Consider the following 24847-nt stretch of genomic DNA (forward strand, 5'->3'; position numbering starts at 1 on the left):
TTTCAAAGTTTAACCTGTAACTATCATTAATTATTATACACATCTCTGGTTAATAATCATATGGGTAATGTTAATCTCATTATTTCTTTAATTTCTCCCAAATCTCAATATCTCCGGGAATAACATTTAAAATAGGGTTGGGAATGGGTGAATCCCCCTGTTTCAATAGTTTATTTATTTCCTGATATCTTTTATTGTCCCTTTTTTTGAGTTTTTTCTGAAGGTGTTCCAGTTCATAGGATATCTGTCCACTGGTAACTGGAATCTGCTTAGAAGTACGTTCGGTTCCTATTTTATCATGGTTAAAATTGTATCCTCTTCTATTTGCTTCCAGGTAAACATGGTTTAAGTAAGTATCTAAAAAAAGAATGGAGTGATCCTGTTTCCTGAAACGAATCAATTGGGGATGATTAGTGTAACCTTTGGTTTTCCCCTTTAGAACTGCCCTGGCAAGTAAACCCTCTCTCCATAGTGCTACTAACCCTTTACTATCTAAATATTTAGGATGGAGGCTCCAGAGTCTCATGATTCCACTCTAATATCTTATTATCCTATTTTTAATTTAGAATATTTAACCAGATATAATACTCTTATATATTTTATAACTATTAAATTTATGTTTATTTCCTTTTGCAAACTGCATTTATTTGGATAATTTTATTTTAAAGCTTAACTGAGCATATTTATTCTTTTTTACATTATTTACTTGATTTAATAGGAGTAGGATAAACTATTTTTTTTGTATATAAATGTATGATGGTTATAATTGAAACTAGCTATCGGAGGTGATAATCTGGATATATGGGCACTGATTTTAGTTTTAGGAGCATTAGCAATTCTTCATATAATGTATGGAGTTAGATATGTTTTTGTTGAGAAAAAACAATACAGTAACTAATTTTTTTTCAAAATTTTTATGTTTATTTTTTTAATCAAGTTTTATTGACATATTTATTGATTATAAATCATTGCCTGAGATCAATATTATCCATTCAATTTGCCTTATTTTAAATGAAAGTTATATGGAAAAAAATAAGTATATGTATTACTGATTTAAAATTAGTATATTATGAAATAAAAATATTAAGGAGGGGGATAGATTGAAAATACTTCATATTGGATTGTTAGTTTTAGTGATTGGTTTGGTGGCGGTATCGGGATGTACTTCAAGTAATAACAGTAATAGTAATTCCAATGGTAACTCGTCCAGTTCAAATGCATCAGCTTCTAATGATGTTAATATTGTGGTAAGTTATTCTGGTAGTTGGGCTGTTGATGTAAGTGGTCCATTTGGATATCGTTCATTATCTGGTACCGGAGATCAAACCAATAATATAGGTAGTGTGACTGGATCTGTAACTGCTGCTGCTCGTAAAACAGAGGGTGGTAATGGACTTCTAACAGTTTCAATAACTAAAGGTGGAAAAACACTTGCCTCACAAAGTACCTCTGCTCCATGGGGCGGGGCTACTGCAGTTGCCACTGGCATCTGATTTTTTTATTTTTTTATTTTTTTTGGGGAATTAAAGAGATTTAAAAAAAGATTAAAAAAAATTATTTTACCAGCATCACTGGTACTGATATCTTTTTTATGGCATTTTCTGCTACACTACCCATTATAAGCCTTTCCAGACCGGTTTTACCATGGGTGCTTAGTATTACCAGATCTGCACCTGCCTTCTGGGCAATTTTAGCCATATCATTGGTAGGGCTTCCAACAATCAGTATCTCATGGACATCCACATCCATTTCATTACCCTTTTTTTGCACATCCCTTAAAATGCTTTTACCCTCTTCTTCTAACACTTCATAGGGATATATGAGTTTATCATCAATAATGTGAACTGCTACAACTACAGAACCCAGTTTTTTGGCCAGGGCTAATGCAGTGTCTTCAGCCTTTTTAGAATACTCTGATCCGTCAGTTGGAACCATTATGGTGTTAAACATTTTTTTATACTCCTGTTTCATTATTTATGGTGTTCACTAAATTTTTAATATTCAGTTTTGGATTTTTCAATATTCAGCTTTAAATTTTGCAATACCCAATTTTTATTTTAATATTTTTTTCCCTGTATCTTTTGTATTGCATCAATCCACTTATTTTATTCCCTTCCCATTATTAAACTCATATTTACAGGAATTATTCCTAGCACCAGATTCAATCCACTTTCCGGCGATGATCTCCCACCACAAAGTCTTTTCCACCTAAATGGAGAATGGGGTTCACAGATTCCACATCCAGAAGTCCTTCCTTAATGGCGTCTTCACGGACACCAACTTTCAAAACCCGACCAACTATTAACTGGTGATCACCACATTCACGGGTAAATTCAACCTTGCACTCCATATGAGCCACACATTCTTTGATCCAGGGTGGTGTAACTTCAAGGGAATCCATTTCAGTTAATTCTGCTTTTTCTATTTCACTAACTCCCTGAGGGAATTTTTCACCGGTAACCCAGAGTTCATTGAGGATATCTGCGGTGGGGATGTTCACCACAAATTCATTAGTTTCTTCCAGGTTCTGGTAAGTGTGGTGCCGGGGAACTGATGCCACAGCGATTAATGGGGGATTCACAGATACAGGCATGGTAAAAGAGAATGGAGCAGCGTTCACTTCTCCTTTTTTACTCACCGTAGTCACTATTATAGTTGGGCGGGGTGCCAGTACCCGGTAAAAACTTTCAACATCTAGTTTTTTAAATTTCATTGAAAAACATCTCCTTGATTAAATCTCACTTGGTTAATATTATTCAATTGGCATCTATTAAAAATTCAGTTTTGTTAATTCAGTTATTAAAAAAACTAATTGGAATTTTAAACTAATTGGAATGTTAAAATTTCAATCTATTAATTAATGTAATTAATCCAATTTCTATTCAATCAAATAAATATTTCTATAATTCAAATAATAAATTCAATGTGGATCAATCTCAATATTTCGGCCAATCTACGTACCATGTTATCTCCATGAACACCATACACGTGATTAATCGTTAAGAGCACTCCTGAAATAATATCAATCTTCAGAAATCTCCAAATATGATTAAACTACTGGAAATGCTCCTGAAGTTTTATTAATCATATTGGATACTTCTAAATGTTTTAAATTAGTGGAATGCTCCTGAAGTCTGATTGATCTTTTGGATACTCCTGAAATGTGATAACTTTCTGGAATATCCTTATATGATTGATCTTCAGGAATACTACTTAGTTGATTAATCTTCCAGTAATTTTTCCTTCCACAGACTTATATCCTTAAGATAATCTGCTCCACAGCTTTTTATGAATTTTTCACATTCTTCATCTGGATCTCCATCTCCAATGAGTTTACCATTATCCATACGAATGGCACGGGTGGCTAATTCATTGATGAAGTCAATGTGGTGGCTAACCATGATTATGGTGGTGTTAAATTCCTTATTTATTCGTTTAAGGGAGTTAGAAACCATACGCAGGGTTATTGGATCCAGATCTCCGAATGGTTCATCTAAAATCAGGACTTTGGGCTTGGTTGAAAGTACCAGGGCCAGGGTAGCTCTAACCTTTTGACCACCGGATAACTCGTAGGACCTGCGGTTTAGGATATCCAATGGGAGATTCAGTGCTTTGAATATGGGCTCAGCGTATTCTTTCACCTCATTATCAGGGAAACTGGGGAAAAGAGTGTCTAAAATACTTCCAGATAATCCTAACTGTTCCAGGCGCTGTTTTGCTTCGTTTTCGGGTAGATCAGTTAATTGGTAAAGAACATCCAGTGCCAGGTCACTGATACCCATCTCTTCTGCTTTTTTCTTAGCTTCATCCACTACTGTTATTCCTTTGATTCCCAGTCTTCCTGCTATCTGGTCCCTTATAGTGGCATGGTGTACCAGTGCAAACTCCTGGTGCATGAATCCCATCTGGCGGCGGATATTCATTCGGTTAATTCCTGGTTGGTGCATGTCCACCCATTCACCATCCAGTTTAAAGGAAACAGTACCGGCATCTGGAATATCAAGACCACCGATCATACGTAGCAGTACTGTTTTACCCGCACCACTCTGTCCAATAAGGGAAACTATCTCACCATCACTAACATCAAAACTCACATCCTTCAATTCCAGGACGTTACCTGCCTTAAGAAGATAGAATCTTTTTTCCAGATCCCGTGCTTTAATTACAGAATCGCCAATGTCTTCAGGGTCACGTTTTGGTAGTTCCCCTTCCATTTTCTGGAGGAATTCCTTTATTATCTTATCAGGTGTTCCTTCATCCACCACTTTGCCTTCATCCATTAGAATCAGTCTATCGGAGAGGTAATGATGAATTTCCGGAAGGTGGGATACTAGGACAACTGTCACCCCTAAATCCTCATTTATTGCTTTAATTGCATCTAAAATTTCCTGTTTAGTTTTAGGACAGGACATAGTTGCGGGTTCATCTAATAATAAAACTTTAGGCTTTTTAGCAAGCTGTCGGGCCATTATAAGTCTCTGTTTTTCACCACCACTTAATACTGGAGCGAAATGAGTGGCTTTATGATCCAGGCCCACCACTCGTAGAATTTCCATGGCTTCATCCTCAAACTCGCTATAAGCAAAGTCAAAATCAGTTAAAGCTTCATCCCCATATTTAGTACCATAAAGCTTTCTAACAACATTGTTCAAGGCGGTTTCGGACCATAATCCGAAAGAACGTTGCAGATGAATGGCTGTTACCTTACGCAGTTTCCTGGAATAGTAAGTGGTGGATTCAGGGGTTACTGTCACATCATCAATTGTAATTTTCCCTTCATCGAATGGTTCCACACCTCTAAGGACTCTTAAAAGACTGGTTTTACCGGATCCACTGGTTCCAATAATACCAACAATTTCTCCCTTTTTAACTTCCAGATTAACCTGATCCAGCGCCTTAATTTCGGGACCTTCCTCCATGTGGTAAGTTTTTGATAGATTTTCAACCTTTATCATCCTGTATCACCCATTATACATTGTTATGTTTATAATATTGAATTAGTCTCTTTGAATTGAATTAGTCTCTTGAAATCAATTAGTCTCTAGAAAATTCATTTTTCATTGAAGTATCAAGACTGATCTCTTTTCATATTAAACTTAATCTCTTTTTAATATCCCATGATATATAGATGTTGTTTGGTTTTTTAAATTAACTATCATAAACCTCTTTTAGAATTAATCTCCCGGGATATTAACTATCTTTTTAAATATTTTGGCTTTATAATCACTTCATTTTTTTTAATATACTTATTTCTGTATTCAATTTACTTTATCTTCTCTAATCATTTGTTATTCTGGAATTTATAAGTGCCCCCTTTAAATTAGCTATCTTGAGCCATGTTTGGTTAATTATTTATGCGGGTTGAAAGAGAGAAGTATTTAAAATAAAAATCATCATAAGAAAATTTAAATCACGGTAAAATTGACATAAAAATGATCATAAGATACTTTACAAGAAATCTATTTAAATCGATATATAACATATCTAGTTAAGTTTCAAATCATGTATTAAATCTAAATACAATTTTCAGTGATATGATACGTGATTAATTCTATTACCCTACTAATTTGGTGTTTTACTATGAGAGGACTTCTGGTTGGGAGAATGCAACCCGTGCACAGGGGACATATCCAGGTTATTGAAAGGATCCTGGATGAAGTGGAAGAAGTAATCATTGGAATAGGCAGTGCACAGGTCAGCCACAGTATTAAAGACCCCTTCACAGCAGGTGAAAGGGTGATGATGATCACCAAGGCCCTGGCAGAAAATAACGTGGATGCTTCACGTTACTACGTTATACCAGTGCAGGATATTGAATGCAACTCCATCTGGGTGGCCCATATGGAAATGTTAACACCCCCATTTGAACACGTGTATTCCGGTAACCCTCTGGTACAGAGACTTTTCACTGAAAAGGGATACCAAGTTACTGAACCACCATTATTCAATAGAAAAAGTTATTCTGGGACAGAAGTCAGGCGAAGAATGCTTTCAGGCGATAAATGGGAAGAATTAGTCCCACAATCAGTGATAAAAGCCATTAATGAAATTGATGGTATTTCCAGAATTAAACAGTTAGCTAGACGTGAGGTAAGCGAAGTATGATAATAGCCAGAATTATTTCAGATTATGAAGAAATCATCACCTTGAATGATTTAACCAAACAGATTAAAAAAAGCAGCTCTATCCGCGAGTGTGGTGCTATATTCACCTTTGAAGGAATTGTCAGAGGTAAAGATGATGCTAAAACCACGGATAAACTCGCACTCACCACCCCTGACACTGCAAAAACTGAAAATGAACTTGAAAACATTTTAGTTCAGGTTCAGGAAAAACACGGGGTGAACGATATTGCAGTGGTTCATTATCTGGGTCAGTTCAAGCCAGGTGATCCTCTATTCCTGGTGGCAGTATCTGGAGGGCACCGGCATGAAACCAGGGCTGCACTGGAAGAAATAATTGAAAGGGTTAAATATGAACTGGACTTTAAAAAAGTGGAAGAAGGCAGTGCAGGCAGTAACATCATCATGTCTGGGGGTTAAATTAAATTTAGTATTAAATAGGGGTTCTAAATTGGAAATATCATGGTATAACATATGGGGGTTACATATGAATTGCATGGGGGTTACATATGAAGTCTATCCGGGATAGTGTCCATGGGGACCTTCATTTAGAGGAGTTTGAAGTTAGATTAACAGATACTCCTGAAATACAGCGCCTGAGAAGGATCAAACAGCTAGGATTCACTTACCTGGTGTACCCTGGTGCCAATCACAGCCGTTTCGAACACTCCATAGGAACCATGTACCTGGCATCAAGACTGGCCCGGAACCTCCAGCTGGATGAAGACACCCATACCCTGGTGCGAAGCTGTGCTCTGCTCCATGATGCTGGTCACGGACCGTTTTCTCATGTATCAGAACGGGTACTTGATTCATCCCACGAAGAACTAACCTCTAAACTCATTAAAGAATCACAGTTAGGAGATATTTTATCTGAAAAGTTTTCAGTGAAGGAAGTTTTAAAGGTCATCAATGGCGAAGGTCCTCTGGGGCAGATAATATCTGGAGAACTGGATGTAGACCGTATGGACTACTTATTACGGGATTCTCATTATACTGGAGTTGCTTATGGAGTCATAGATGTGGAGCGACTTATTTACAACATGAAACTGGATGATGGAATCCTCCTCCTCCAAAGTAAAGGTGTTCAGGCTGCTGAATCCATGCTACTGGCACGATATTTCATGTACCCCAGCGTTTACCAGCATCACACCACCCGAATTGTTAACTCCATGTTCAGACGGTGCCTGGGGAAACTCCTGGAAAAAAAGGTTATCAATGAACATGAAATCTACCGTTACGATGATACCGATATTATTTCACTGGCCAGATCAGAAGAAGGTTACATTCAAGATATTATGGGGAGATTGGATACCAGACAGCTTTACAAACGAGTATATTCTCTGAAATTTGATGATATTGATAATCCTAAACGTATATTCCAGATGAGTGATTTGACTATCCAGAAAGTAGAAGAAGAGATAGCTGGTGATCTGGGTGTTGATAAAGATTTTATACTGGTTGATGTTCCAGAATATCCAATTTTCCATGAAATGTCCACTCCTGTATCTCTCAATGGAGACACAGTAATGCTGGGGGATATTTCCAACCTGGTTATGGCCTTAAAAGATGTCCGTTTCAACCATGCGGACCTGTGTATATATCTCCCTGAAGAATACGCAGATTCTGCCTCTAAACTTAATTTTATTGATTATTTGAATCTCTAAAAAAAGAATAATTGAATTCATATTCCTAAAACCGGATGTAAATATTGGGATTCAAGAATTTTAGGATGCAAGTATTCTGAATACAGGTATTTGAGTATATTTGGTATTTTGATGAAAAGGGTAAATTAATCAGATAGAGTACCTGAATAATTTATTTACTTGAATTATCTCATTAGAACAGTTATTTAATAAAAAGGTATGATAAAATGATAGTGGTAGCTATTACTGGAGCTAGTGGAGTTGTTTACGGTGTAAGGCTCCTTGAAGTTTTAAAAGAGATGGGGAAGGAAACCGCCCTGGTGGTAACAGAACCGGCACGGATCATCCTCAAATATGAAATGGGAATGGATGAAGACCAACTACGGAACCTTTGCCATAAATTCTATGAACCCGGAGACCTCACCAGTGCCATTAACAGTGGTTCCTGTAGATTTGAGTCTATGATCATCGTTCCATGTACTATGAAAACCATATCTGCTATTTCAACCGGTTTTGCAAGTAATGCTGTTACCCGAGCAGCGGATGTGGCATTAAAAGAGAGGAGAAACCTGTTACTGGTACCAAGGGAAACACCGTTACGTTCGGTTCACCTGGAGAACATGCTCAGAATCAGCAGGGAAGGTGCCATTATCCTACCTGCAATGCCTGCCTTTTACCATCAACCCCAGAACATGGATGACCTGGTGGATTTCCTGGTGGGTAAAATACTGGATGTCCTCCACATTGACCATAACCTCTACCAGCGATGGCAGGGAGAGATCCCATGATCCCGGATGATGAGTTCATCCAGACCAAGAACGTTCCAGGGCCTACCAAGGAAGAGGTAAGGTGCCTGGTGATGTGCAAAGCCAATATATCCTCACAGGACACCGTGGTTGATGTGGGATGTGGTAGTGGTGGATTGACACTGGAATCAGCCCAAAGAGCATTAAATGTCATTGCATTTGATAAAAATCCTGAAGCCATAGATTTAACCCGAAAAAACCTGGAAAAACACGGTTTAACCAGTAAAGTTCAGCTTTTGGAGGGAGATGCCCTCCAGGTACTGGAAGGTATTAACTCCTTTGATGTAATTCTCGTTGGTGGTAGCAGTGGTGATCTTCCCCTAATAATAAAACAGGGATATGAAAAGCTTAAAGAAAATGGTAGAATTGTGATAACATCCATTCTCCTGGAAACTAGAGTGGAAGCAGTTAATGCCATTAAAAACATTGGACTAGTACCGGATGTGATTGAAGTAACCATTGCCAAGGGTAAAATCACAGAAAGAGGAACCATGATGATGGGAAGAAACCCCATAACCATTATCTCAGCGGTGAAGGTCTAACTGTAAAATGTTAAGCTGTAAGGTAAAAATGTTAATAATCTACACTTTCCGGGATTAACACTTCTCCTGATTAAGATTAGTACTGATTCAAAATTGATAATAGATAAAAATAGAAAATAGGTGAAATTAATGAAATTATCCAAATATTTTGGTTGGAAGGTGAAACTGGGAATATTCCTGATATTCCTTTCTGCCTTACTGTACTTAGCTAATTTCCTCATCTTCCATGACCTCCATGAGGTCTTGTTTTATATAGGTATTGATACTGCCTTTTTACCCATTGAAATACTCTTCGTGGTGCTGGTAATTGAAAATGCCATCAGTAGCAGAGAAAAAAAGCAGATGATGGAAAAGCTGAACATGGTTATTGGTGCCTTTTTCAGTGAAGTTGGAACACACATCTTAGGATCAATAACCAAATTCGACCCGGACACAGAACACATAAGGAATGATCTCTTAATCAACGAATCCTGGTCCGAACAGGATTTTAAAAATGCTAAAAAAACCATCAAAAACTTCGATTACACACTTCATATTAACGGTGGATCTGAATCCATTGAATTTTTGGTCAATGCTAAAAAGTTCCTGGTAAATGAAAGAAAATTCTTACTGGCATTACTGGAAAACCCTAACTTACTGGAACATGAAACCTTCACTGAACTACTCTGGGCAGTTTTCCACCTTATGGAAGAACTGGAAAATAGGGATGACCTGTCCAAACTTCCCAAAGCAGATTACAACCATCTTGCCGGTGATGTGGTCCGAGTATACAGTCTCCTGATAATAGAATGGTTGGAGTACATGGAACACCTCATGAACAACTATCCCTACCTGTTCTCACTGGCCATCAGAACCAACCCATTTGATCCCAAATCACATGTTGAAATATCAGATTAATTGAAAAAATATGAGAGTAGGATTACTATAAATTCAATAGTAGGATTATAACAACTTCAACAAATTTCCTATTTTTTTTATTCTTTGAAATTATTTAAAATCATAACCGAACTGGTTTATAACAACCGAGTATTTCCGCAACCTTTTTAAGTGGTGCTACCAATAAAATTAAAAAACTAAATGTGGTTGATTTAATGGAGAGTTTAACTCTCGAGCAGTACAGAAAAATGGTGGATAAGGTATTAGAGTTTAAAAGGTTGAATGGAGACCTGCCTGACTATGCGGTTGTTGAAGGCTGCCGCATTGATAAAAGAGAATATATAGACATGATTGAAAGGGTAAACAAGTTCTTCCTTGAAATGGGAAGAAACCCCGGAAGCGTGGACATCACTCCTCTGGAAGATGTTCCTGCAGTGGAAATTTTAATATAATTCAAACCAATTTCACTGTTTATTTCCCCAAATCATCAAAATCTCTTAAATCCATAAAAATGTGTAATCTCCTTTTTTTACCTATCTAGGATTATCTAAAATAAGTAAAGAGTTCACAGAGATAAATTACTTTATAAATTCTATTAAGGCAATAATTGATTTTAAATCTTTATTTTGAGTTAACATACTACAAATTTAGTTTTATAACTAACAGATAAATCATTAATTTAAGATTTAACCATTAAAATAAATTTAAAACGTCATCTATTTTCTCAAAGATGTAGGTACATCATCTGGACGATTTAAATTAATAAAACTCTTTTTATCTGGATCTAAAGTTTTAACATCAACATAGGCCACATTCAGTTTATCCAATAATGATTTAACATTTCTAAAACCCTTTTCAAGCCGATCTTCAATTAGGGGAATGCATTCTTTATGGTAATATGAATGTAATGGTTCGGTTAATCCATCCGGCCACACTGGGATTATGGCTTGAACTTCACTTTCTGCAGTTAATTCAAACATTTTATTTACAAAAAAATGTGAGATAAAAGGAGAATCACAGGGTAATAGTAGGGCTCCTCCTGATTTTATATTTAGTAAACCAGTGTATAATCCAAAAAGTGGCCCCTGATCAGTTTCAATATCGGTGACCATTTTAATTTCAGTGTTATGCTTATTTTTTTCAGTTTTAAAGTCATTAACACATTTTTTATATAAACCAAGTTGTTTTTCATCTCTTAAAACCAGTACGATCTCATCAACAATATCCATAACAATCTCTAAAGTATGGATAATCATAGGGGTCCCATTTAATTTCATTAATCCCTTATCCTGTCCCATACGTCGGCTCTGACCACCACAAAGGATTATACAGGACTTCATGAACTTTTTAAACCTCATTATTTGATTATTTTAAAACATAGGGTTTCATTTAATACGAAATTCATTTGAAAAATAGTGTTACCGGTTAAAGAGTGGTTAATTAGTAATCATCACTTGAACTACCTTTTAATACCCTTTTTACTTTTAATTCCTTATTTTTTAAAAAAAAGATTTCCCCAACTCTACATGAGTCGGGTTGTGGGGTAGTTGGGACTTTCATTGGTAATTAACAGGTCGTGGGGGTGACTTTCAGTCATACCACTGGATGTGATCCTGACGAATTTGGCTTTCTCCCACATCTCTTTAATATTAGCGGCACCTGAGTATCCCATAGAAGCTTTAAGACCACCCATAAGCTGGAATATCACTTCATTCACCGGTCCTTTGAATGGTACAACCCCTTCAACACCTTCAGGTACCAGTTTTGCGTGTTTCATTGGCCCTTTAACTTCCTGGAAGTAGCGGTCAGTTCCTGCTCCGGAACCACCAGTCATGGCACCCAGTGATCCCATTCCACGGTACTGTTTGAACTTTCGACCGTTCATTATAACCACATCTCCAGGGGATTCAGTGGTTCCTGCCAGGAGGCTTCCCACCATCACTGCGTCTGCTCCCACGGCTATAGCTTTGGCAACATCTCCTGAGTATCTTAATCCTCCGTCACCAATAACTGGAACTCCGTGTTCATGGGCCACATCCGCCACAGAGGATATGGCAGTTAACTGTGGAACACCCACACCTGCTATTATTCGGGTAGTACAAATTGAACCAGGACCTATACCTACCTTAAAACCATCAATATCTGCACCGGCAATGATTGCTTCGGCTGCTTCACCAGTTGCAATGTTACCCACCAGCAGGTCTGCCTGGATGTTTTCTTTCATTTTCTTGGCAGACTTTATAATATCCGGCTTGTGGGCGTGAGCCACATCCATGGCAATGATATCTGCCCCGGCCTTATCCAGTGCAATGGCTCTTTCCAGGTCAAAGGGGCCAGTGGCAGCGGCAACCAGGAAACGTCCGTCAGAGTCTCTGGCAGCATGAGGATGTTTTTTACGTTCTAATATATCTCTGATGGTAACGATCCCCACTATTCGGTTATTTCGAACTATGGGTAATCGTTCTACCTTGTTGTCGTAGGCAATGTCCAGTGCCTCCTCTGGAGTGGCTGATTCGGTGATGGTCACCACTTCCTCAGTCATGAATTCCCGGACCTTTTTCTCGGCATCAGAGTTTATAATGGGCTTTATATCACGTCTACTGATAATACCGATTACCTGTCCATTATCCACAACTGGAAGACCACTGACATCTTCCATGTCCATCATTATACTTGCTTCATGGATGGAAGTATCTGGAGAAGTGGTTATAACATCTCTTATAGTGAGTTCCTCGGAACGTTTGACTTTTTCAACCTCTGCCAGCTGTTCTTTGATGGTCATATTACGGTGAATAACTCCTAGACCACCTTCCTGGGCCAGCGCAATTGCCATATTAGCTTCGGTAACTGTGTCCATGGCAGAACTCACAACAGGGATGTTGAGGCTGTAATTTCTCGATACCCTGCTTTTAGTTCCCACATCTTTAGGTTCAATATTAGATATGCATGGAACCAGTAAAAAGTCATCAAATGTGTATCCTTCCGGGGCTTTGTTTAATTTATCTGAAAACATAACATTTCTCCTCCATTCCACCTGAAGTGGATTAAAAATTAAAAGTGAATTTAAAATCACCAGCAGTGACCTTTTCCATCACCGTTGGATTCAACCTGTGATCACCTCTCTCTATAATTATTTAGAGATAGTAGTCTATTAAGTTTAGCTGGTATTGGAAAATATTTTATCCCATTTTTTTAAAAAGTTTATATTTTTTAAAAAGTTTTATACCAACTAGTTATGGTAAGTACTTTGGTATTTACCTTGATTTTAAAGCTTTTATGCTATCATTTCTAGGTTTATACTTGTTAGAAATGTTTATGCCTTTAAAGGTTACCTTTTAAAGGTCTCGAACTTTTTAATTGATTTATTTCAGGGATCTTTATAATTTTAGGGACCCTTTAATAATTCTTTATTTTTTATAAACTTTTCACCAGATGTTTCAATTTAGCTACAGCTTCATGGTGGATGTGTCCGGTGTTTCGGTCACCACCAACACAGGCTGCACCACGTATTCCAGCCACATCGCAACCAAGCTCTGCAAGTAGGGGTAGTTGTTCTTCGGTGACAGATCCTGCCAGTGCGGATTTAAGGCCGTATTCATGTATTTCAGTAGTGAATTGGGATATGCTTTCCTCATTCATGAAATCGAAGAGGGTCTTACCATCTTTAACTGCAGTGTCTACCATGGCCAGGTCTGCTCCACTGTCGGCTGCTACCCTTGGGATATCCATGGGATCAACTGCACCAACTCGATGTGCATCGGCGTATCCTGATGCCACTACAACTGCATCTTCATCAAATTCGTGGACAGCTTTAACCACGTTTTCCATTACTTCCAGAGCTTCAGAGTAGTTTCTGGTTCCGTATAATCCTACTTTGATGTAATCTGCTCCTGAGACAACTGCGCCGGCAGCTGCCAGGGCTACTGTTCCTGGTTTGTAAGGGACATCTCCAAGAGTTGCACTAACTTGCATGTCCTTGGGGGTTATTTCCCTGATGTTCTTAATGACCCAGGGGAAATTAGCACCTAATGAACCTTCTTTAGGATTTTTAACGTCAATTATATCTGCACCGCCATTTATGGCTTCTCGTGCTTCTTGTGTGTTTATGGGACTGATCAAGAGAAGCAAATATGATTCCTCCTATTCTATTAATTATCAAGTCTTGTAACTAATATTTAAAACCTATGATTGTAAGTATGTGAATATTTATTTTTTAATTTTAAATTAATTTATTCTCTCTTGTTTTATTCCGTTAACTATTTAAATGGCGTTCCTGATTTTTTAATATTATTTCGAATATTACCATGTTCTTCAGGGTATTTACCTTCTTTAACAGATTCTTTCCTTAAATCCTCTAACATATCATTTATTGGTATTTCAACCGGACATTCCATAGTGCACTGACCACATAATGTACATTTGTAAAGGCCTGAATCATAAGAGACTTCACCATCAATAAAGTGGCTTAGAACTATACCTTTACCACCTAAATGACGTAAATAACCGAATTCTGGGCCGAGGGTAGTGTATACTGGGCAGTTAACAATGCATGCTCCGCATCCAATACACCATAAACATTTTTCCTTCTCTTCAAGAGCCTGGGTTCGGCCATTATCTAAAAACACCACAACTACCCTTTTAGCACCGTACATGTCTTTCAATATGATCTGTTCAATATCTGCAGTTTTTGATGGGGAGGATATAACGTTCATGTAGGCCGGGACTTTTTTCCCGGTGGCGTAGATGGTTTCCAGTTTCACCACTGAAATTGCATCCTCCACTGTGGGCACCAGTTTATCAATACCTACCAGGATAATGTGGAGGTCCATCATGGTGAGCAGGCTTATATTACCTTCATTATGAACCATTACCAGTGAACCATCCTCTGCAGCTACTGAATTAGCACCAGTTATTCCAACACTGCAGTGGGGAATTTTTTCCAGAATATCGGTTTTCACAGCATCAAGAATAGCCGTAGGTTCAGCTTCAATTTCCCTTCCAAATTCGCAGGATATAATTTTAGAAATATTTTTCATATCCAGGTGGCATGCCGGCCCAATAGGGTGTGTGGGTCTACTTTTATCAAACTGTACAATTCTATCTCCCAGATCAGTTTCCAAAACTTCTATTCCATTTTCTTCAAGATATTCTGTGAGTTTTATTTCACCGGCGGTGTTGGACTTTGATTTGGCAATGAGATCTTCAGTTTTAACTAACTGATGAATGGCTTCCCTAGCTTCATCGCCATTTTTTGCAATGATCACTTCAATCCCATTATCAATCAGGTTTTTTTCTGCTTTTTCAAGTAGCAAAGATAGCTGTTTGATGGAATTTGTTCTGATCTTTTTAACCCTTTCTTTTAAATTGATAGTAGTTTCATCCTGAAGGAGGACTTCCCGTCTTTGGTTCAATTTAGTGAAGGAACGGTTCATAATGGTGAGTTGGGATTTATCCATTGGAAACCCCCTGGTGTTTATCCGATACAACTTTTTCCTTTGATAATAGTGCATCACTTTTCAGTGTACTATTTTCCTCTGAGTTTAGTGTACCTCTTCCCTTTAGGTTTATTGTATCGTTTTCCCCTGAAAATAATGCATCACCCAACAACATGAACTCGGTGAGATCCATAACCTTCATTCTATCCGATTCCAGATTCAAAACACAGAACGGACAGCAAGTGACCATCAGATCCGCTCCGGTTTTAAGGGCTTCATCAATTATTTTATTTGAAATTTCTGATGATAATTCTGGATAAGCGGACTTAACTCCTCCACCTGCACCACAGCAACTGGCATGTTCACCAGTTTTATCCATCTCCACCAGTTCTGCTTTTTCACCTATTACCCGGCGCGGTGCCTCATACTCTCCACAGTGCCGTCCCAGGTGACAGGGATCATGATAGGTAACCTTCAAACTCTCCTTTTTTGTCCTGATTTTCCCTTCTTTAATCAACTCTTCAAGAAGCTGACTGATATGGGTAACGTCCAATTCTTCCCCAAAAACTTCAGAGTAATCCTTTTTCAGTGTACGGTAGCAGCCAGCACAGCTAACCACTATTTTTTCGCCCTTAAGTTTTTTATAAGTGTTTATCATTAATTTGTGGGCATCTTCCTGGAATCCAGTGCGCAGTAGAATTGAACCACAGCAATCTTCATCTTGGAGGATTTTATAGTCTACCCCTGCAATATCCAGAATTATTTGGGTATTTCTGGAGATATTTTTAAGTTTATCACGGGCAGTGCAGCCCTGGAAGTATATCATGATTTTCATCACCCTTCATGATTTCTATCATCTTAAAGTCACACATATTAGACAATATTAGACAAATTGATTTATCAATAATGGTGATAGATTGTATTTGAGGATATTTTAATTTAAGGGTGTTAATATTCCGGATTTATTCAAGAGGTACATTCATGAGTAAGATTGACGTAATAATTGGGGTCCGAAATGAGGAAAAACACCTGGAAAGGTGTCTTACCAGTTTGCAAAATCAAACTATCACTGATATTCAAATTTTCGTTATTGACGGTCAATCTTGTGACCGGACACGTGAAATTGTTACAGAAAAAATGAAGGATGATCCCCGTATAAAACTTTTTGATAACCCCCATGTAATAATTAGCTCGGCACGGAACATTGGAATTAAAGCATCAAAAGCAGAATACATAGCCTATCTTGATGGGCATTGTTACGTAAATAATGACTGGTTGGAAAAATTACTGGAAACCTACCATGCCTTTGAAAAAAAGTGCAAAGTGGGTGGTGTTGGTTCCACCTATGCCAGTCCTGATGATGACACCAGTTATGGGAAAATAGTGTCCTCTGTTGTACGTACACCCCTCGGGGGGATGGGAACTGCATACAGCGCGGATAATAAGATAGAAATCGTGGAGTCTGTTGCATTTGCTATTTACAAACGTTCCATAATCGAAAAAAATGGAATATTCTATGATGAATCCATGACTCAATGTGAGGATGCTGATTTCAATTATCGATTGATAAAAAATGGTTATGTTCTATTAAAACACCCCCAAGCATTAGTTTACCAGTACCGGCGACCAGATACTTCACAATTTTTCCGGCAAATGGTAAAGTATGGAGAGGGCCGATGTAATTTTGCACATGAATACCGGGAAACTTTAAATATTTTCCATTTAATACCACTTTTATTTGTTATTTACCTTCTGATTGTCATTTTAAGCTTCTTCATATTCCTGATTTACTCAGGTAGCCTTGAATTATTTATAATAATCTTGGTACCACTTTTGATTTATTTTTTTATAGATGTAATATATACATTAATTATCATATTCAAGTCCAGAAGTTTAAAAGGTCTTTATGCTGCTATAATGTACCCTTCAATTCATATTGGCTATGGAATTGGTTTTTTAAAAGTAATATTAAAGAAATGAAGTTTATTTAACAATGTAGATAAATTTAAAGTAAGGATAAAAAATTGCAGAAAAAATGGTCATTTTTATGATAAATAATATTTTGATCATAGTGGATACATTGAAAATTGGTGGGGGATCTGATAAATTCGCCGCAATCCTGGGAACTGAATTACATGAACAGGGTTATAATATTTCCTATTTAGCCCTGATGGATGGTAGCCCTAAATACAGTTTTAAAGGGGATTATTACACTCTTAATGAGAGTGATATTTATGGTAACAATTTTAAACGTGGATTGGATCTTTTAAAATATTCATCCAGAATTAAAAGTATCTGTGAAGACCTTAAGATAGATACTGTAATTTCCGCGGGTGATCCAGCAAATTTCCAGGCACTCCTAAGCCGGTATCTTTTCGGGAATAAGGTACGCCTCATTATAACCCAGCATATGAATCCCGGAATATTCCTGGATAGTCCCATAAAATACAGATTAATCAAATTTTTCTATCCAAAGGCTGATAAAGTGGTGTGTGTTTCCAGAGAAGTGGAAAGAATCCTTAATAACGATTATGGAATTGAAAATACATTAACCATATACAATATGGTGGACATCCAAAAAAACACCAGATTGGCCATGGAAGAATTACCAGACAAATATAGGTCATTATTTGAGAGGAATAACCAGTTAAAAGTATATGCAGACCACAAAATACAGGAAAGAAGTTCTATCCATAAAAATCTGGGGAAAAATACTGACCATACAAACCATGAATGGAATACTGATGATGAAGGGATTAATGGTCCAGAAAACCAGGAAGGAAAAACTCATTTTAACTTCATTAACATGGGTAGATTAGACCGGCAGAAGGGGCAATGGTTTTTAATTCGCAGTTTCAGGCAGGTGGTGGATCAATATACAAATGCACAGTTGTTCATTCTGGGTGAAGGCGATTTAAGGGAGAAAATGGAAGATTTAATCCTGGAACTTGATTTGAGTGAGAATGTGTTTCTTTTAGGCGATCAGGAGAATGTTTTCCCATTCCTGGCCAACAGTGATTGTTTTGTTTTCAGTTCCCTCTGGGAAGGCTTACCCCTGTCTTTAATAGAATCACTCTCAGTTAATCTTCCGGTTATATCAACAGATTGCAAAACCGGCCCCAGAGAAATATTATGCCCTGAAATAGATTTGGATGAGACAATAACTTATCCCTATCTTGGTGAATACGCAATTTTAACTAAACCATTTCCCAATGAAATCATCTTTAAAAATCTTGATGAGGTTTCCCTCAGTGAATCTGAGCAAATATTATCGAATATAATGATTAAAATGATTGGAGATCCAGATATAAGAAAAAAATATACTCATGGAGAGTTAATCACCCAAAATTTTTCCAAAGAAAAAATTGTAACTCAATGGAATAAATTACTAAAATGAATTATCAATATAGATAATTACCTGATAGATACCTTTATTAAAAATTAAGATATCCGGGACAAGATATCCTGCGAATAAACCTGTAAAACAGTTTAAGTTATTATTGAATATTTTACAATATTAAAGTGGATAAAAAATGGGATTATAAAAAAAATGAAAATTTTAATTTTAGTAGAATCACTTAAAGTGGGCGGAGGATCTGAACGTTTCGCTGCAATACTAGGCACAGAACTGTATAATCAGGGTTATGACGTTTCATACTTAACCTTAATGGATGAAAACCCTAAATTCAAATTTTCTGGCGATTACTACACGCTTAATGAGGGTTATATTTATGGAAATCCCCTAAAAAGAGGGATTGATCTTTTCAGGTATGCACCCCGGATTAAAAAAAATCTGTGAAGATCTGGAAATAGAAACTATAATTGCAGTGTCTGAAGTTAGTAACTTCCATGCAGTTTTAAGCCGTTGGCTTTTTGGAAATAAGGTTCGTATTATTCTATCTCAACATATGAATCCCGAAATATTTTTGGACAGTCCTTCCAAATTCAGGTTAATCAAGTTCTTCTATCCACGGGCTGATAAGGTTGTGTGTGTTTCAAAAGAGGTTGAACGAATCCTTAATGATACTTATGGTATTTCAAATACATTAACCATCTACAATATGATGGACATAGAAAAGAACATTCAATCATCTCTTGAAGAACTTCCTGAAGATTACAATGAGTTATTTAAAGGAAAGATCCACGAATTTAAAGGTAAGACCAATGAAAATGGAAAGATTGAAGAAGAAACTTTTAACTTTATTAATGTGGGTAGATTAACCAGACAGAAGGGGCACTGGTTTTTGATTCGGAGCTTTCGGCAGGTGGTGGATAAACACCAAAATGCCAGGTTATTTATTTTAGGTGAAGGTAATTTAAGGGAGAAATTGGAAGATTTAATCCTGGAACTTGATTTGAGTGAGAATGTGTTTCTTTTAGGTGATCAGGAGAATGTTTTCCCATTCCTGGCCAACAGTGATTGTTTTGTTTTCAGTTCCCTCTGGGAAGGCCTTCCTTTATCATTAATAGAAGCAATTACAGTGAATCTTCCAGTTATATCTGCAGATTGTAAAACCGGACCACGTGAGGTTTTATGTCCTGAGTTTGATTTTAATAAAACTGTTAATTACCCATATTTGGGTGAACACGCTATCCTTACCAAACCATTTCACAATGAACTTTTATTTAAAAATTTAGAAGAATCACCATTAAATGAATCTGAAAAAATGTTATCCGAACTGATGATTAAAATCATTAAAGATCCTGATTTCAAGGAAAAATATTCAAATACCCGTGAACTGGCCGATAATTTTTCCTATAAAAAGATCATTAAAGAGTGGGACGGTTTATTATAAATAATCTTCAAATTTCGAATTATTTAAACTTCGAAAGTGTTAAAAATAGTGCACGGTTATTAACATGGAATCATTAGAACCAATAATTAATATGAAATCTTCAGAATCAGAATTAAAAGGAATTCCTTACCCTGATTACCCTTTAGTTTCTATTATAACACCAACCTACAATCATGAAAAATTCATAGGAACCTGTATAGAAAGTGTCCTAAAGCAGACTTATCCAAACTGGGAGATGATCATAGTCGATGATGGTTCTGTTGATGGAACCGGAAGTATAATTAAAAAATATAATGATAAAAGGATTAAACACGTAAAACAAGAAAACGTAGGTATCTGGAAATTGAATGAGACCTATAACCGGGCTTTAAATTTAGCTCAGGGTGATTTAATTGCTATTCTAGAAGGGGATGATGCCTGGCCCAAATATAAATTAGAAGAACAGGTGAAAATCTTTGAAAAACCGGAAGTAGTACTGAGCTGGGGAAGAAAGAATACCATTAATGATAAGAATGAAATTATTTCCTTCGACCTCCCTAGCCTTGAACCTTTTATGCACATGTCCCAGGAAGAGATCATACGAAATCTTCTTATTTATAATTTCATGCAACCATGCACGGTTATGATAGATAAAAATGCGTTATTATCAATTGGAGGATTCCTGCAGTATGAAGACGCACCTTTTGTTGATTACAGTACTTTTTTAGAACTGAGTTTGGAAGGTAAATTCTATCCATCGGACCTGGTAATGGGCTACTGGAGGAAGCATAAAGCACAAGTAACCACTACCCAGGAGATTGAAATCACCAAAGCTTTCATGATTTCCGTTGATTTCTATGAAAAAATGGATTCATCCCTTAAAGAAGCTGTGAAATTTAACATAGATGATAAATCAAAATTTCATGAAAAAATGTTAAATGACCAGATTGCAGTATCATCTAGATTATCTCTATTAAATGGCAATTGGGACGAAGCAATTACCCAATATAAAGGTGTATTTAGAAATGGGGATTTTTCAGTCAAATTACAAGCATTCCTTGGGATTATCTGTGCTCTTTGTAGGAGGGATCTTGAGTGGTTAGCAGTAATAAGTTGTAAACCCAAACTACGTGATGCTTCAGGTGAGTGGGAAACAACGGTATGTGATAAAAATAAAAATTTAACGGTGTTATTCAAAATACAAATTTTTACTATGAATCTTTTCCGACGATTATGTCATAAGCCTATATTAATAGTAAATTTATAGGTAAAATTGTGGTTATTTAATATATGTTAGATAATTTCTAAGAAGATTGGTTTATGGAATTATTAAATTAACTGTTTATGATCTAATGAATAACAGGAAAACATGGGGGAGAGTGTTAAAGTTACAGATCAATTAATAAAAAATGACTTTGATTTTGGATGGAAAAAATGGTATAAACCTCCTTTTTACGCTTATTTGGCCCTGAAATATCAAAAAGGTGATGTTTTAGACGTGGGATGTGCGACTTGCGAATTATACACGTTTTTAAAGAGTAATGGTTGGGATAATAAGTATTATGGAATTGATTTAGTTAAATATGATGATTATGAGTATCCTGCTGATGTTAATCTGATTGTGGGCAATTCATCAGAAATTGAATTTCCGGAAGTGGATACTGTAATTTTATATAACATACTTGAACATGTGGATGATCCCTTAAAATTACTTGTTAATTCCTTAAAATCCACAAGAAAAAACGTACTTATCAATATTCCTAAAAGGAATGAAGAAATGTGGATTAAATATGGTCTTTTTGAACCACATCAATTGGATAAAACCCATAAACATTGTGGATTCTCAAAAGATGAATGTTATAATTTGATCAACCTGGCGGGGGGAGAAATAATAACTTATCATGAGGCCGGGAAAATAAATGCAATGAAAACAATAGGATTATGGAATAATGTAATCCCTCGTGGAATTACATTTTTAATGGGCAAAGTTTTTTCTTCAAAAACTTACTACCACGACATATGGTGTGAAATAAAACCATTGGGATGATGATATTAATAGTTTATAATGGCTTAATTTTTTAATTTATTTGAAAAAAAGTAGTTAATAATGAAAAAATGGTATCAGATTAATTCCAATAAAATAATGATTGTTTCTATTATTTTTTAGTATATTCCAAAAGGAGTTTATCAACGATTTTTAAGTATTCATCTCTTACTTTTTCCCGGGTATCGATTGTATTGTATTCTTCCATCAAGGTTAACTTTAAATAAACAGTTAAATTATAAATAACCGCTAATAAACTGAGAGAAAGCCCTCTAAAACCATCTTTATATGCTTTCTGGCGTATATAATTACTAAAAAAAACATTTAATAATCTAAATAACAGTGATATAATGTTTTTTTGTTGATTTTGTTTTTCTTCGTTTTCAAATATATTTTTAGATTCTATGGATGTGTACTTATTAAGGCGATCAATATAATCTTCAAAATCTAGGTAACTGAAGTGAATGAATCCTTCGTGGGGATCAGTTATCTTATATATTCTGGCATCTTCATTTATATTGTAAAAATCGTGGATTTTTTCTCCAAAATTCAGGTATTTCCTTTTGAAAAAACGTGGTTGTAAATCGTCTAAAGCTCCCCAACCCATATTATGTATTTGTTTGCCTGCAAAATAGTTGTTACGAGGAATATAAATTACATCACCGCAATCTTTTTCTATTATTTCATGTAATTTATTCACTAATTTGAGTGGTACTAACTCATCAGCATCTACAACAAGTATCCATTCATTTGAAGCTTTTTCTAATGCAAATTGCCGCGCAGGATCTGCATAACCCATTCTCTTAAAGAAGAAAATTTTATCAGTGTATTTCCTGGCTATGTCAACAGTATTATCCTCACTGTACATATCCACTATAATTATCTCATCAGCCCATTTTACAGACTCTAAACAGTTTTTAATATTTTTTTCTTCGTTAAAAGTGTTTATGATAATTGATATTTTCATTTAATCAGCCATATTAATTATTTCATTCTTGTTGTGATTTAATATTATTTTACATGCCTCAGGCAATATTTTTTTTGTTCTTTGATACATATAATTTGCAGTATATTGAATATACGTAAAAATTTAACAAAATTAACAATTATCAAAGGTTTTAACAACTTGGAATTTATTTATCCATATATTTGCCACGTATGTCCTTAAATATTTCTTTATCACTTTTAGTGAATGATTTAAGGAGAATTAAAACTGCAAAGTAGGTTATGGTGGCAATTATTATAATTACCCACAGATTAACTTTAACCATGATGGTTTTAATCAATATAATGGACAATGCCATGATAAAGCTGGCTATAATTGGTTTCAGGAGAACTTTACGCAGTTTAATTTTGCATAAATATTTGGAGATTAAATGGTAATAAAACAGGAATAAAGACAATTCTGTAATTACAGTTACTACTGCCGCGCCAATATAACCATATTTAGGAATAAAAATGAGGTTTAATATAACATTTAGCAGCATACAAATAAAACTTATTCTCATAGTCTCGTGCTGCCTGTTTATTGATATTATTGAGGCTCCTATGACATAGCTCACGAATATTATGGGTATGGCCCATATTAATATCTGGAGTATGGGTATTGCCTGGATGTAACCTGATTGGAACAATAATAAAATGATCTCATTAGCTAAAAGGGTTGTCCCAACTGCTATTGGAATTCCTAGCATGCTCAAATATTTGAAAGATTTATAATAAGAGAATTGCAAAGATTCTCGAGAATCAATATGGAACTTAGAGAATACTGGAAGTATGGCAGTGGCATAAACTGAAGGAATAAACATTAAAGCTTCTAATAATTTATAAGCAGCACTGTAAAGTCCTGTGGAAACATCCCCTGCTAAAAAAGAGAGCATTATTGTGTCAATTTTAAAAGCAATCACTGCAAAAATACTGGACACAGCAAGGGGATATGATTCAATGATCAATGATTTCCATAGTTTCAAATCCAGCTCGAAACGGGGAACCACAAATTTCCAAAGACAAATAGCAATATTGAAGAGTAAAATGAGGAAGTTAATGATTAAAAAGACCATTGCAAAGGCTAAAATGTTTGAATTATAATAAATCGCGATATAAATCCCTGCAAACATTAGAATACTGTAAAGTACCGTTGCTATTGATTGGTACTCCATTTTTTGGTAGGCCTGAAATGCTGCGCTGAATGTTCCAGATATTACACCGAAAATTAGAGCTGTAGTAATAATGTATATGACAGTGGATGATTGCTGATCGTGTACAAATAACTGCACTATTATAAAAGTCGCTATTAAAGTAACGATGGAGAAAATTAGCTTTATTATAGTTATGTTACCAATATATTTGCTGGCAAGAGATTTGTCCCTTGCTACTTCACGAACTGTTAAAGTGGTTAAGCCAAGGTCAGTAAATATGGTTAATATTCCAGCTAAAGCTAAAGCTGCAGAAATTATCCCAAAACCAGCTGCTCCCAGATAATTTGCATAGTTGAGTGTGTAGAAGAAGGCTAATAAGAAACTTAATACCTGGGATATGAGGAGCAGACTTGTATTTTTGGCAATTTTTTGAGTAGTGTTCATATTATCTTAACAAATTAAG

General features: G+C 36.0%; 25 protein-coding genes. 14 read left to right on the plus strand and 11 right to left on the minus strand.

The window, feature by feature from the left end:
- Window positions 1–79 precede the first annotated feature (79 nt).
- Window positions 80–526: a pyrimidine dimer DNA glycosylase/endonuclease V gene (locus A994_RS03255; RefSeq protein WP_004029848.1), complete on the minus strand. Its 447-nt coding sequence runs from the start codon at window positions 524–526 to the stop codon at window positions 80–82.
- 574 nt (window positions 527–1100) lie between these two features.
- On the opposite strand from A994_RS03255, the gene A994_RS03260 reads away from it, so the two are divergent.
- Window positions 1101–1493 carry a hypothetical protein gene (locus A994_RS03260; RefSeq protein WP_004029849.1) on the plus strand — a complete coding sequence of 131 codons (393 nt, stop codon included), beginning with the start codon at window positions 1101–1103 and terminating at the stop codon, window positions 1491–1493.
- A 61-nt stretch (window positions 1494–1554) separates the two neighbouring features.
- Here A994_RS03260 and A994_RS03265 read toward each other — a convergent pair whose 3' ends face one another.
- The 3 genes from A994_RS03265 to A994_RS03275 form a co-directional block, all read right to left on the minus strand.
- Window positions 1555–1950, minus strand: coding sequence for a universal stress protein (locus A994_RS03265; RefSeq protein ID WP_004029850.1), 396 nt, complete (start codon window positions 1948–1950; stop codon window positions 1555–1557).
- A 211-nt stretch (window positions 1951–2161) separates the two neighbouring features.
- Window positions 2162–2713 carry a flavin reductase family protein gene (locus tag A994_RS03270; RefSeq protein WP_004029851.1) on the minus strand — a complete coding sequence of 184 codons (552 nt, stop codon included), beginning with the start codon at window positions 2711–2713 and terminating at the stop codon, window positions 2162–2164.
- Between the two features lie 508 nt (window positions 2714–3221).
- Window positions 3222–4955 (minus strand): ABC transporter ATP-binding protein, encoded by a 1734-nt coding sequence (locus A994_RS03275; protein ID WP_004029852.1) that lies wholly within the window; start codon window positions 4953–4955, stop codon window positions 3222–3224.
- Window positions 4956–5580: 625 nt separating this feature from the next.
- On the opposite strand from A994_RS03275, the gene A994_RS03280 reads away from it, so the two are divergent.
- From A994_RS03280 to A994_RS03310, 7 genes are all read left to right on the plus strand, one after another.
- Window positions 5581–6105 (plus strand): nicotinamide-nucleotide adenylyltransferase, encoded by a 525-nt coding sequence (locus tag A994_RS03280; RefSeq protein WP_004029853.1) that lies wholly within the window; start codon window positions 5581–5583, stop codon window positions 6103–6105.
- Complete coding sequence (locus tag A994_RS03285) at window positions 6102–6542, plus strand: molybdenum cofactor biosynthesis protein MoaE (RefSeq protein WP_004029854.1); 441 nt, start codon at window positions 6102–6104, stop codon at window positions 6540–6542. The genes A994_RS03280 and A994_RS03285 overlap by 4 nt, the downstream gene beginning before the upstream one ends.
- Before the next feature lie 89 nt (window positions 6543–6631).
- A complete protein-coding gene (locus A994_RS03290) occupies window positions 6632–7789 on the plus strand; it encodes an HD domain-containing protein (RefSeq protein WP_004029855.1) in 1158 nt (385 codons plus the stop codon).
- A gap of 206 nt (window positions 7790–7995) precedes the next feature.
- Window positions 7996–8556 (plus strand): UbiX family flavin prenyltransferase, encoded by a 561-nt coding sequence (locus A994_RS03295; protein ID WP_004029856.1) that lies wholly within the window; start codon window positions 7996–7998, stop codon window positions 8554–8556.
- A complete protein-coding gene (gene cbiT / locus A994_RS03300; RefSeq protein ID WP_004029857.1) occupies window positions 8553–9116 on the plus strand; it encodes a precorrin-6Y C5,15-methyltransferase (decarboxylating) subunit CbiT in 564 nt (187 codons plus the stop codon). Before A994_RS03295 ends, cbiT begins: the two co-directional genes overlap by 4 nt.
- Window positions 9117–9245: 129 nt before the next feature.
- The gene (locus tag A994_RS03305; protein ID WP_004029858.1) at window positions 9246–10013 is read left to right on the plus strand and encodes a hypothetical protein; all 768 of its coding nucleotides are present in this window, start codon (window positions 9246–9248) and stop codon (window positions 10011–10013) included.
- Window positions 10014–10240: 227 nt separating this feature from the next.
- On the plus strand, window positions 10241–10444 hold the full coding sequence (locus A994_RS03310) for a pseudomurein-binding repeat-containing protein (protein WP_237739693.1): 204 nt from the start codon (window positions 10241–10243) through the stop codon (window positions 10442–10444).
- 264 nt (window positions 10445–10708) lie between these two features.
- Here the strand turns inward: A994_RS03310 and A994_RS03315 are convergent, their stop codons facing one another.
- From A994_RS03315 to A994_RS03335, 5 genes are all read right to left on the minus strand, one after another.
- On the minus strand, window positions 10709–11332 hold the full coding sequence (locus A994_RS03315; RefSeq protein ID WP_048204048.1) for a molybdenum cofactor guanylyltransferase: 624 nt from the start codon (window positions 11330–11332) through the stop codon (window positions 10709–10711).
- 182 nt (window positions 11333–11514) lie between these two features.
- Complete coding sequence (gene guaB, locus A994_RS03320) at window positions 11515–13005, minus strand: IMP dehydrogenase (RefSeq protein WP_004029863.1); 1491 nt, start codon at window positions 13003–13005, stop codon at window positions 11515–11517.
- 401 nt (window positions 13006–13406) lie between these two features.
- Window positions 13407–14120: a (5-formylfuran-3-yl)methyl phosphate synthase gene (locus tag A994_RS03325; protein ID WP_004029864.1), complete on the minus strand. Its 714-nt coding sequence runs from the start codon at window positions 14118–14120 to the stop codon at window positions 13407–13409.
- A 128-nt stretch (window positions 14121–14248) separates the two neighbouring features.
- Window positions 14249–15448: an LUD domain-containing protein gene (locus A994_RS03330; protein WP_004029865.1), complete on the minus strand. Its 1200-nt coding sequence runs from the start codon at window positions 15446–15448 to the stop codon at window positions 14249–14251.
- On the minus strand, window positions 15441–16253 hold the full coding sequence (locus A994_RS03335; RefSeq protein WP_004029866.1) for a (Fe-S)-binding protein: 813 nt from the start codon (window positions 16251–16253) through the stop codon (window positions 15441–15443). Before A994_RS03335 ends, A994_RS03330 begins: the two co-directional genes overlap by 8 nt.
- Window positions 16254–16408: 155 nt before the next feature.
- Between A994_RS03335 and A994_RS03340 the strand changes: the two genes are divergently transcribed.
- From A994_RS03340 to A994_RS03365, 6 genes are all read left to right on the plus strand, one after another.
- The gene (locus A994_RS03340; protein WP_004029867.1) at window positions 16409–17407 is read left to right on the plus strand and encodes a glycosyltransferase; all 999 of its coding nucleotides are present in this window, start codon (window positions 16409–16411) and stop codon (window positions 17405–17407) included.
- A 67-nt stretch (window positions 17408–17474) separates the two neighbouring features.
- Window positions 17475–18824, plus strand: coding sequence for a glycosyltransferase (locus A994_RS03345; protein WP_004029868.1), 1350 nt, complete (start codon window positions 17475–17477; stop codon window positions 18822–18824).
- 153 nt (window positions 18825–18977) lie between these two features.
- Window positions 18978–19226: a glycosyltransferase family protein gene (locus A994_RS03350; RefSeq protein WP_004029869.1), complete on the plus strand. Its 249-nt coding sequence runs from the start codon at window positions 18978–18980 to the stop codon at window positions 19224–19226.
- On the plus strand, window positions 19198–20223 hold the full coding sequence (locus A994_RS03355; protein WP_004029870.1) for a glycosyltransferase: 1026 nt from the start codon (window positions 19198–19200) through the stop codon (window positions 20221–20223). Before A994_RS03350 ends, A994_RS03355 begins: the two co-directional genes overlap by 29 nt.
- Before the next feature lie 64 nt (window positions 20224–20287).
- Complete coding sequence (locus tag A994_RS12820; RefSeq protein ID WP_004029871.1) at window positions 20288–21469, plus strand: glycosyltransferase family 2 protein; 1182 nt, start codon at window positions 20288–20290, stop codon at window positions 21467–21469.
- 102 nt (window positions 21470–21571) lie between these two features.
- Window positions 21572–22249, plus strand: a complete 678-nt coding sequence (locus A994_RS03365) for a class I SAM-dependent methyltransferase (protein WP_004029872.1) — start codon at window positions 21572–21574, stop codon at window positions 22247–22249.
- A gap of 109 nt (window positions 22250–22358) precedes the next feature.
- Here A994_RS03365 and A994_RS03370 read toward each other — a convergent pair whose 3' ends face one another.
- Entirely contained in the window at window positions 22359–23213 is an 855-nt protein-coding gene (locus tag A994_RS03370) for a glycosyltransferase family 2 protein (protein ID WP_004029873.1), read from the minus strand.
- Window positions 23214–23379: 166 nt separating this feature from the next.
- A complete protein-coding gene (locus tag A994_RS03375) occupies window positions 23380–24828 on the minus strand; it encodes a flippase (RefSeq protein WP_004029874.1) in 1449 nt (482 codons plus the stop codon).
- Window positions 24829–24847: the final 19 nt, after the last annotated feature.

This window comes from Methanobacterium formicicum DSM 3637 (genome assembly GCF_000302455.1).
GTDB classification, from domain to species: Archaea; Methanobacteriota; Methanobacteria; order Methanobacteriales; family Methanobacteriaceae; genus Methanobacterium; species Methanobacterium formicicum_A.

Excerpts from the sequence above, each read along its gene's own strand:
- A994_RS03255 (WP_004029848.1), bottom strand. The coding sequence starts at position 526 with ATGAGACTCTGGAGCCTCCATCCTAAATATTTAGATAGTAAAGGGTTA.
- A994_RS03265 (WP_004029850.1), bottom strand. The coding sequence starts at position 1,950 with ATGTTTAACACCATAATGGTTCCAACTGACGGATCAGAGTATTCTAAA.
- A994_RS03270 (WP_004029851.1), bottom strand. The coding sequence starts at position 2,713 with ATGAAATTTAAAAAACTAGATGTTGAAAGTTTTTACCGGGTACTGGCA.
- A994_RS03275 (WP_004029852.1), bottom strand. The coding sequence starts at position 4,955 with ATGATAAAGGTTGAAAATCTATCAAAAACTTACCACATGGAGGAAGGT.
- A994_RS03280 (WP_004029853.1), top strand. The coding sequence starts at position 5,581 with ATGAGAGGACTTCTGGTTGGGAGAATGCAACCCGTGCACAGGGGACAT.
- A994_RS03285 (WP_004029854.1), top strand. The coding sequence starts at position 6,102 with ATGATAATAGCCAGAATTATTTCAGATTATGAAGAAATCATCACCTTG.
- A994_RS03290 (WP_004029855.1), top strand. The coding sequence starts at position 6,632 with ATGAAGTCTATCCGGGATAGTGTCCATGGGGACCTTCATTTAGAGGAG.
- A994_RS03295 (WP_004029856.1), top strand. The coding sequence starts at position 7,996 with ATGATAGTGGTAGCTATTACTGGAGCTAGTGGAGTTGTTTACGGTGTA.
- cbiT (WP_004029857.1), top strand. The coding sequence starts at position 8,553 with ATGATCCCGGATGATGAGTTCATCCAGACCAAGAACGTTCCAGGGCCT.
- A994_RS03305 (WP_004029858.1), top strand. The coding sequence starts at position 9,246 with ATGAAATTATCCAAATATTTTGGTTGGAAGGTGAAACTGGGAATATTC.
- A994_RS03310 (WP_237739693.1), top strand. The coding sequence starts at position 10,241 with ATGGTGGATAAGGTATTAGAGTTTAAAAGGTTGAATGGAGACCTGCCT.
- A994_RS03315 (WP_048204048.1), bottom strand. The coding sequence starts at position 11,332 with ATGAAGTCCTGTATAATCCTTTGTGGTGGTCAGAGCCGACGTATGGGA.
- guaB (WP_004029863.1), bottom strand. The coding sequence starts at position 13,005 with ATGTTTTCAGATAAATTAAACAAAGCCCCGGAAGGATACACATTTGAT.
- A994_RS03330 (WP_004029865.1), bottom strand. The coding sequence starts at position 15,448 with ATGGATAAATCCCAACTCACCATTATGAACCGTTCCTTCACTAAATTG.
- A994_RS03335 (WP_004029866.1), bottom strand. The coding sequence starts at position 16,253 with ATGATATACTTCCAGGGCTGCACTGCCCGTGATAAACTTAAAAATATC.
- A994_RS03340 (WP_004029867.1), top strand. The coding sequence starts at position 16,409 with ATGAGTAAGATTGACGTAATAATTGGGGTCCGAAATGAGGAAAAACAC.
- A994_RS03345 (WP_004029868.1), top strand. The coding sequence starts at position 17,475 with ATGATAAATAATATTTTGATCATAGTGGATACATTGAAAATTGGTGGG.
- A994_RS03350 (WP_004029869.1), top strand. The coding sequence starts at position 18,978 with ATGAAAATTTTAATTTTAGTAGAATCACTTAAAGTGGGCGGAGGATCT.
- A994_RS03355 (WP_004029870.1), top strand. The coding sequence starts at position 19,198 with ATGCACCCCGGATTAAAAAAAATCTGTGAAGATCTGGAAATAGAAACT.
- A994_RS12820 (WP_004029871.1), top strand. The coding sequence starts at position 20,288 with ATGGAATCATTAGAACCAATAATTAATATGAAATCTTCAGAATCAGAA.
- A994_RS03365 (WP_004029872.1), top strand. The coding sequence starts at position 21,572 with ATGGGGGAGAGTGTTAAAGTTACAGATCAATTAATAAAAAATGACTTT.
- A994_RS03370 (WP_004029873.1), bottom strand. The coding sequence starts at position 23,213 with ATGAAAATATCAATTATCATAAACACTTTTAACGAAGAAAAAAATATT.
- A994_RS03375 (WP_004029874.1), bottom strand. The coding sequence starts at position 24,828 with ATGAACACTACTCAAAAAATTGCCAAAAATACAAGTCTGCTCCTCATA.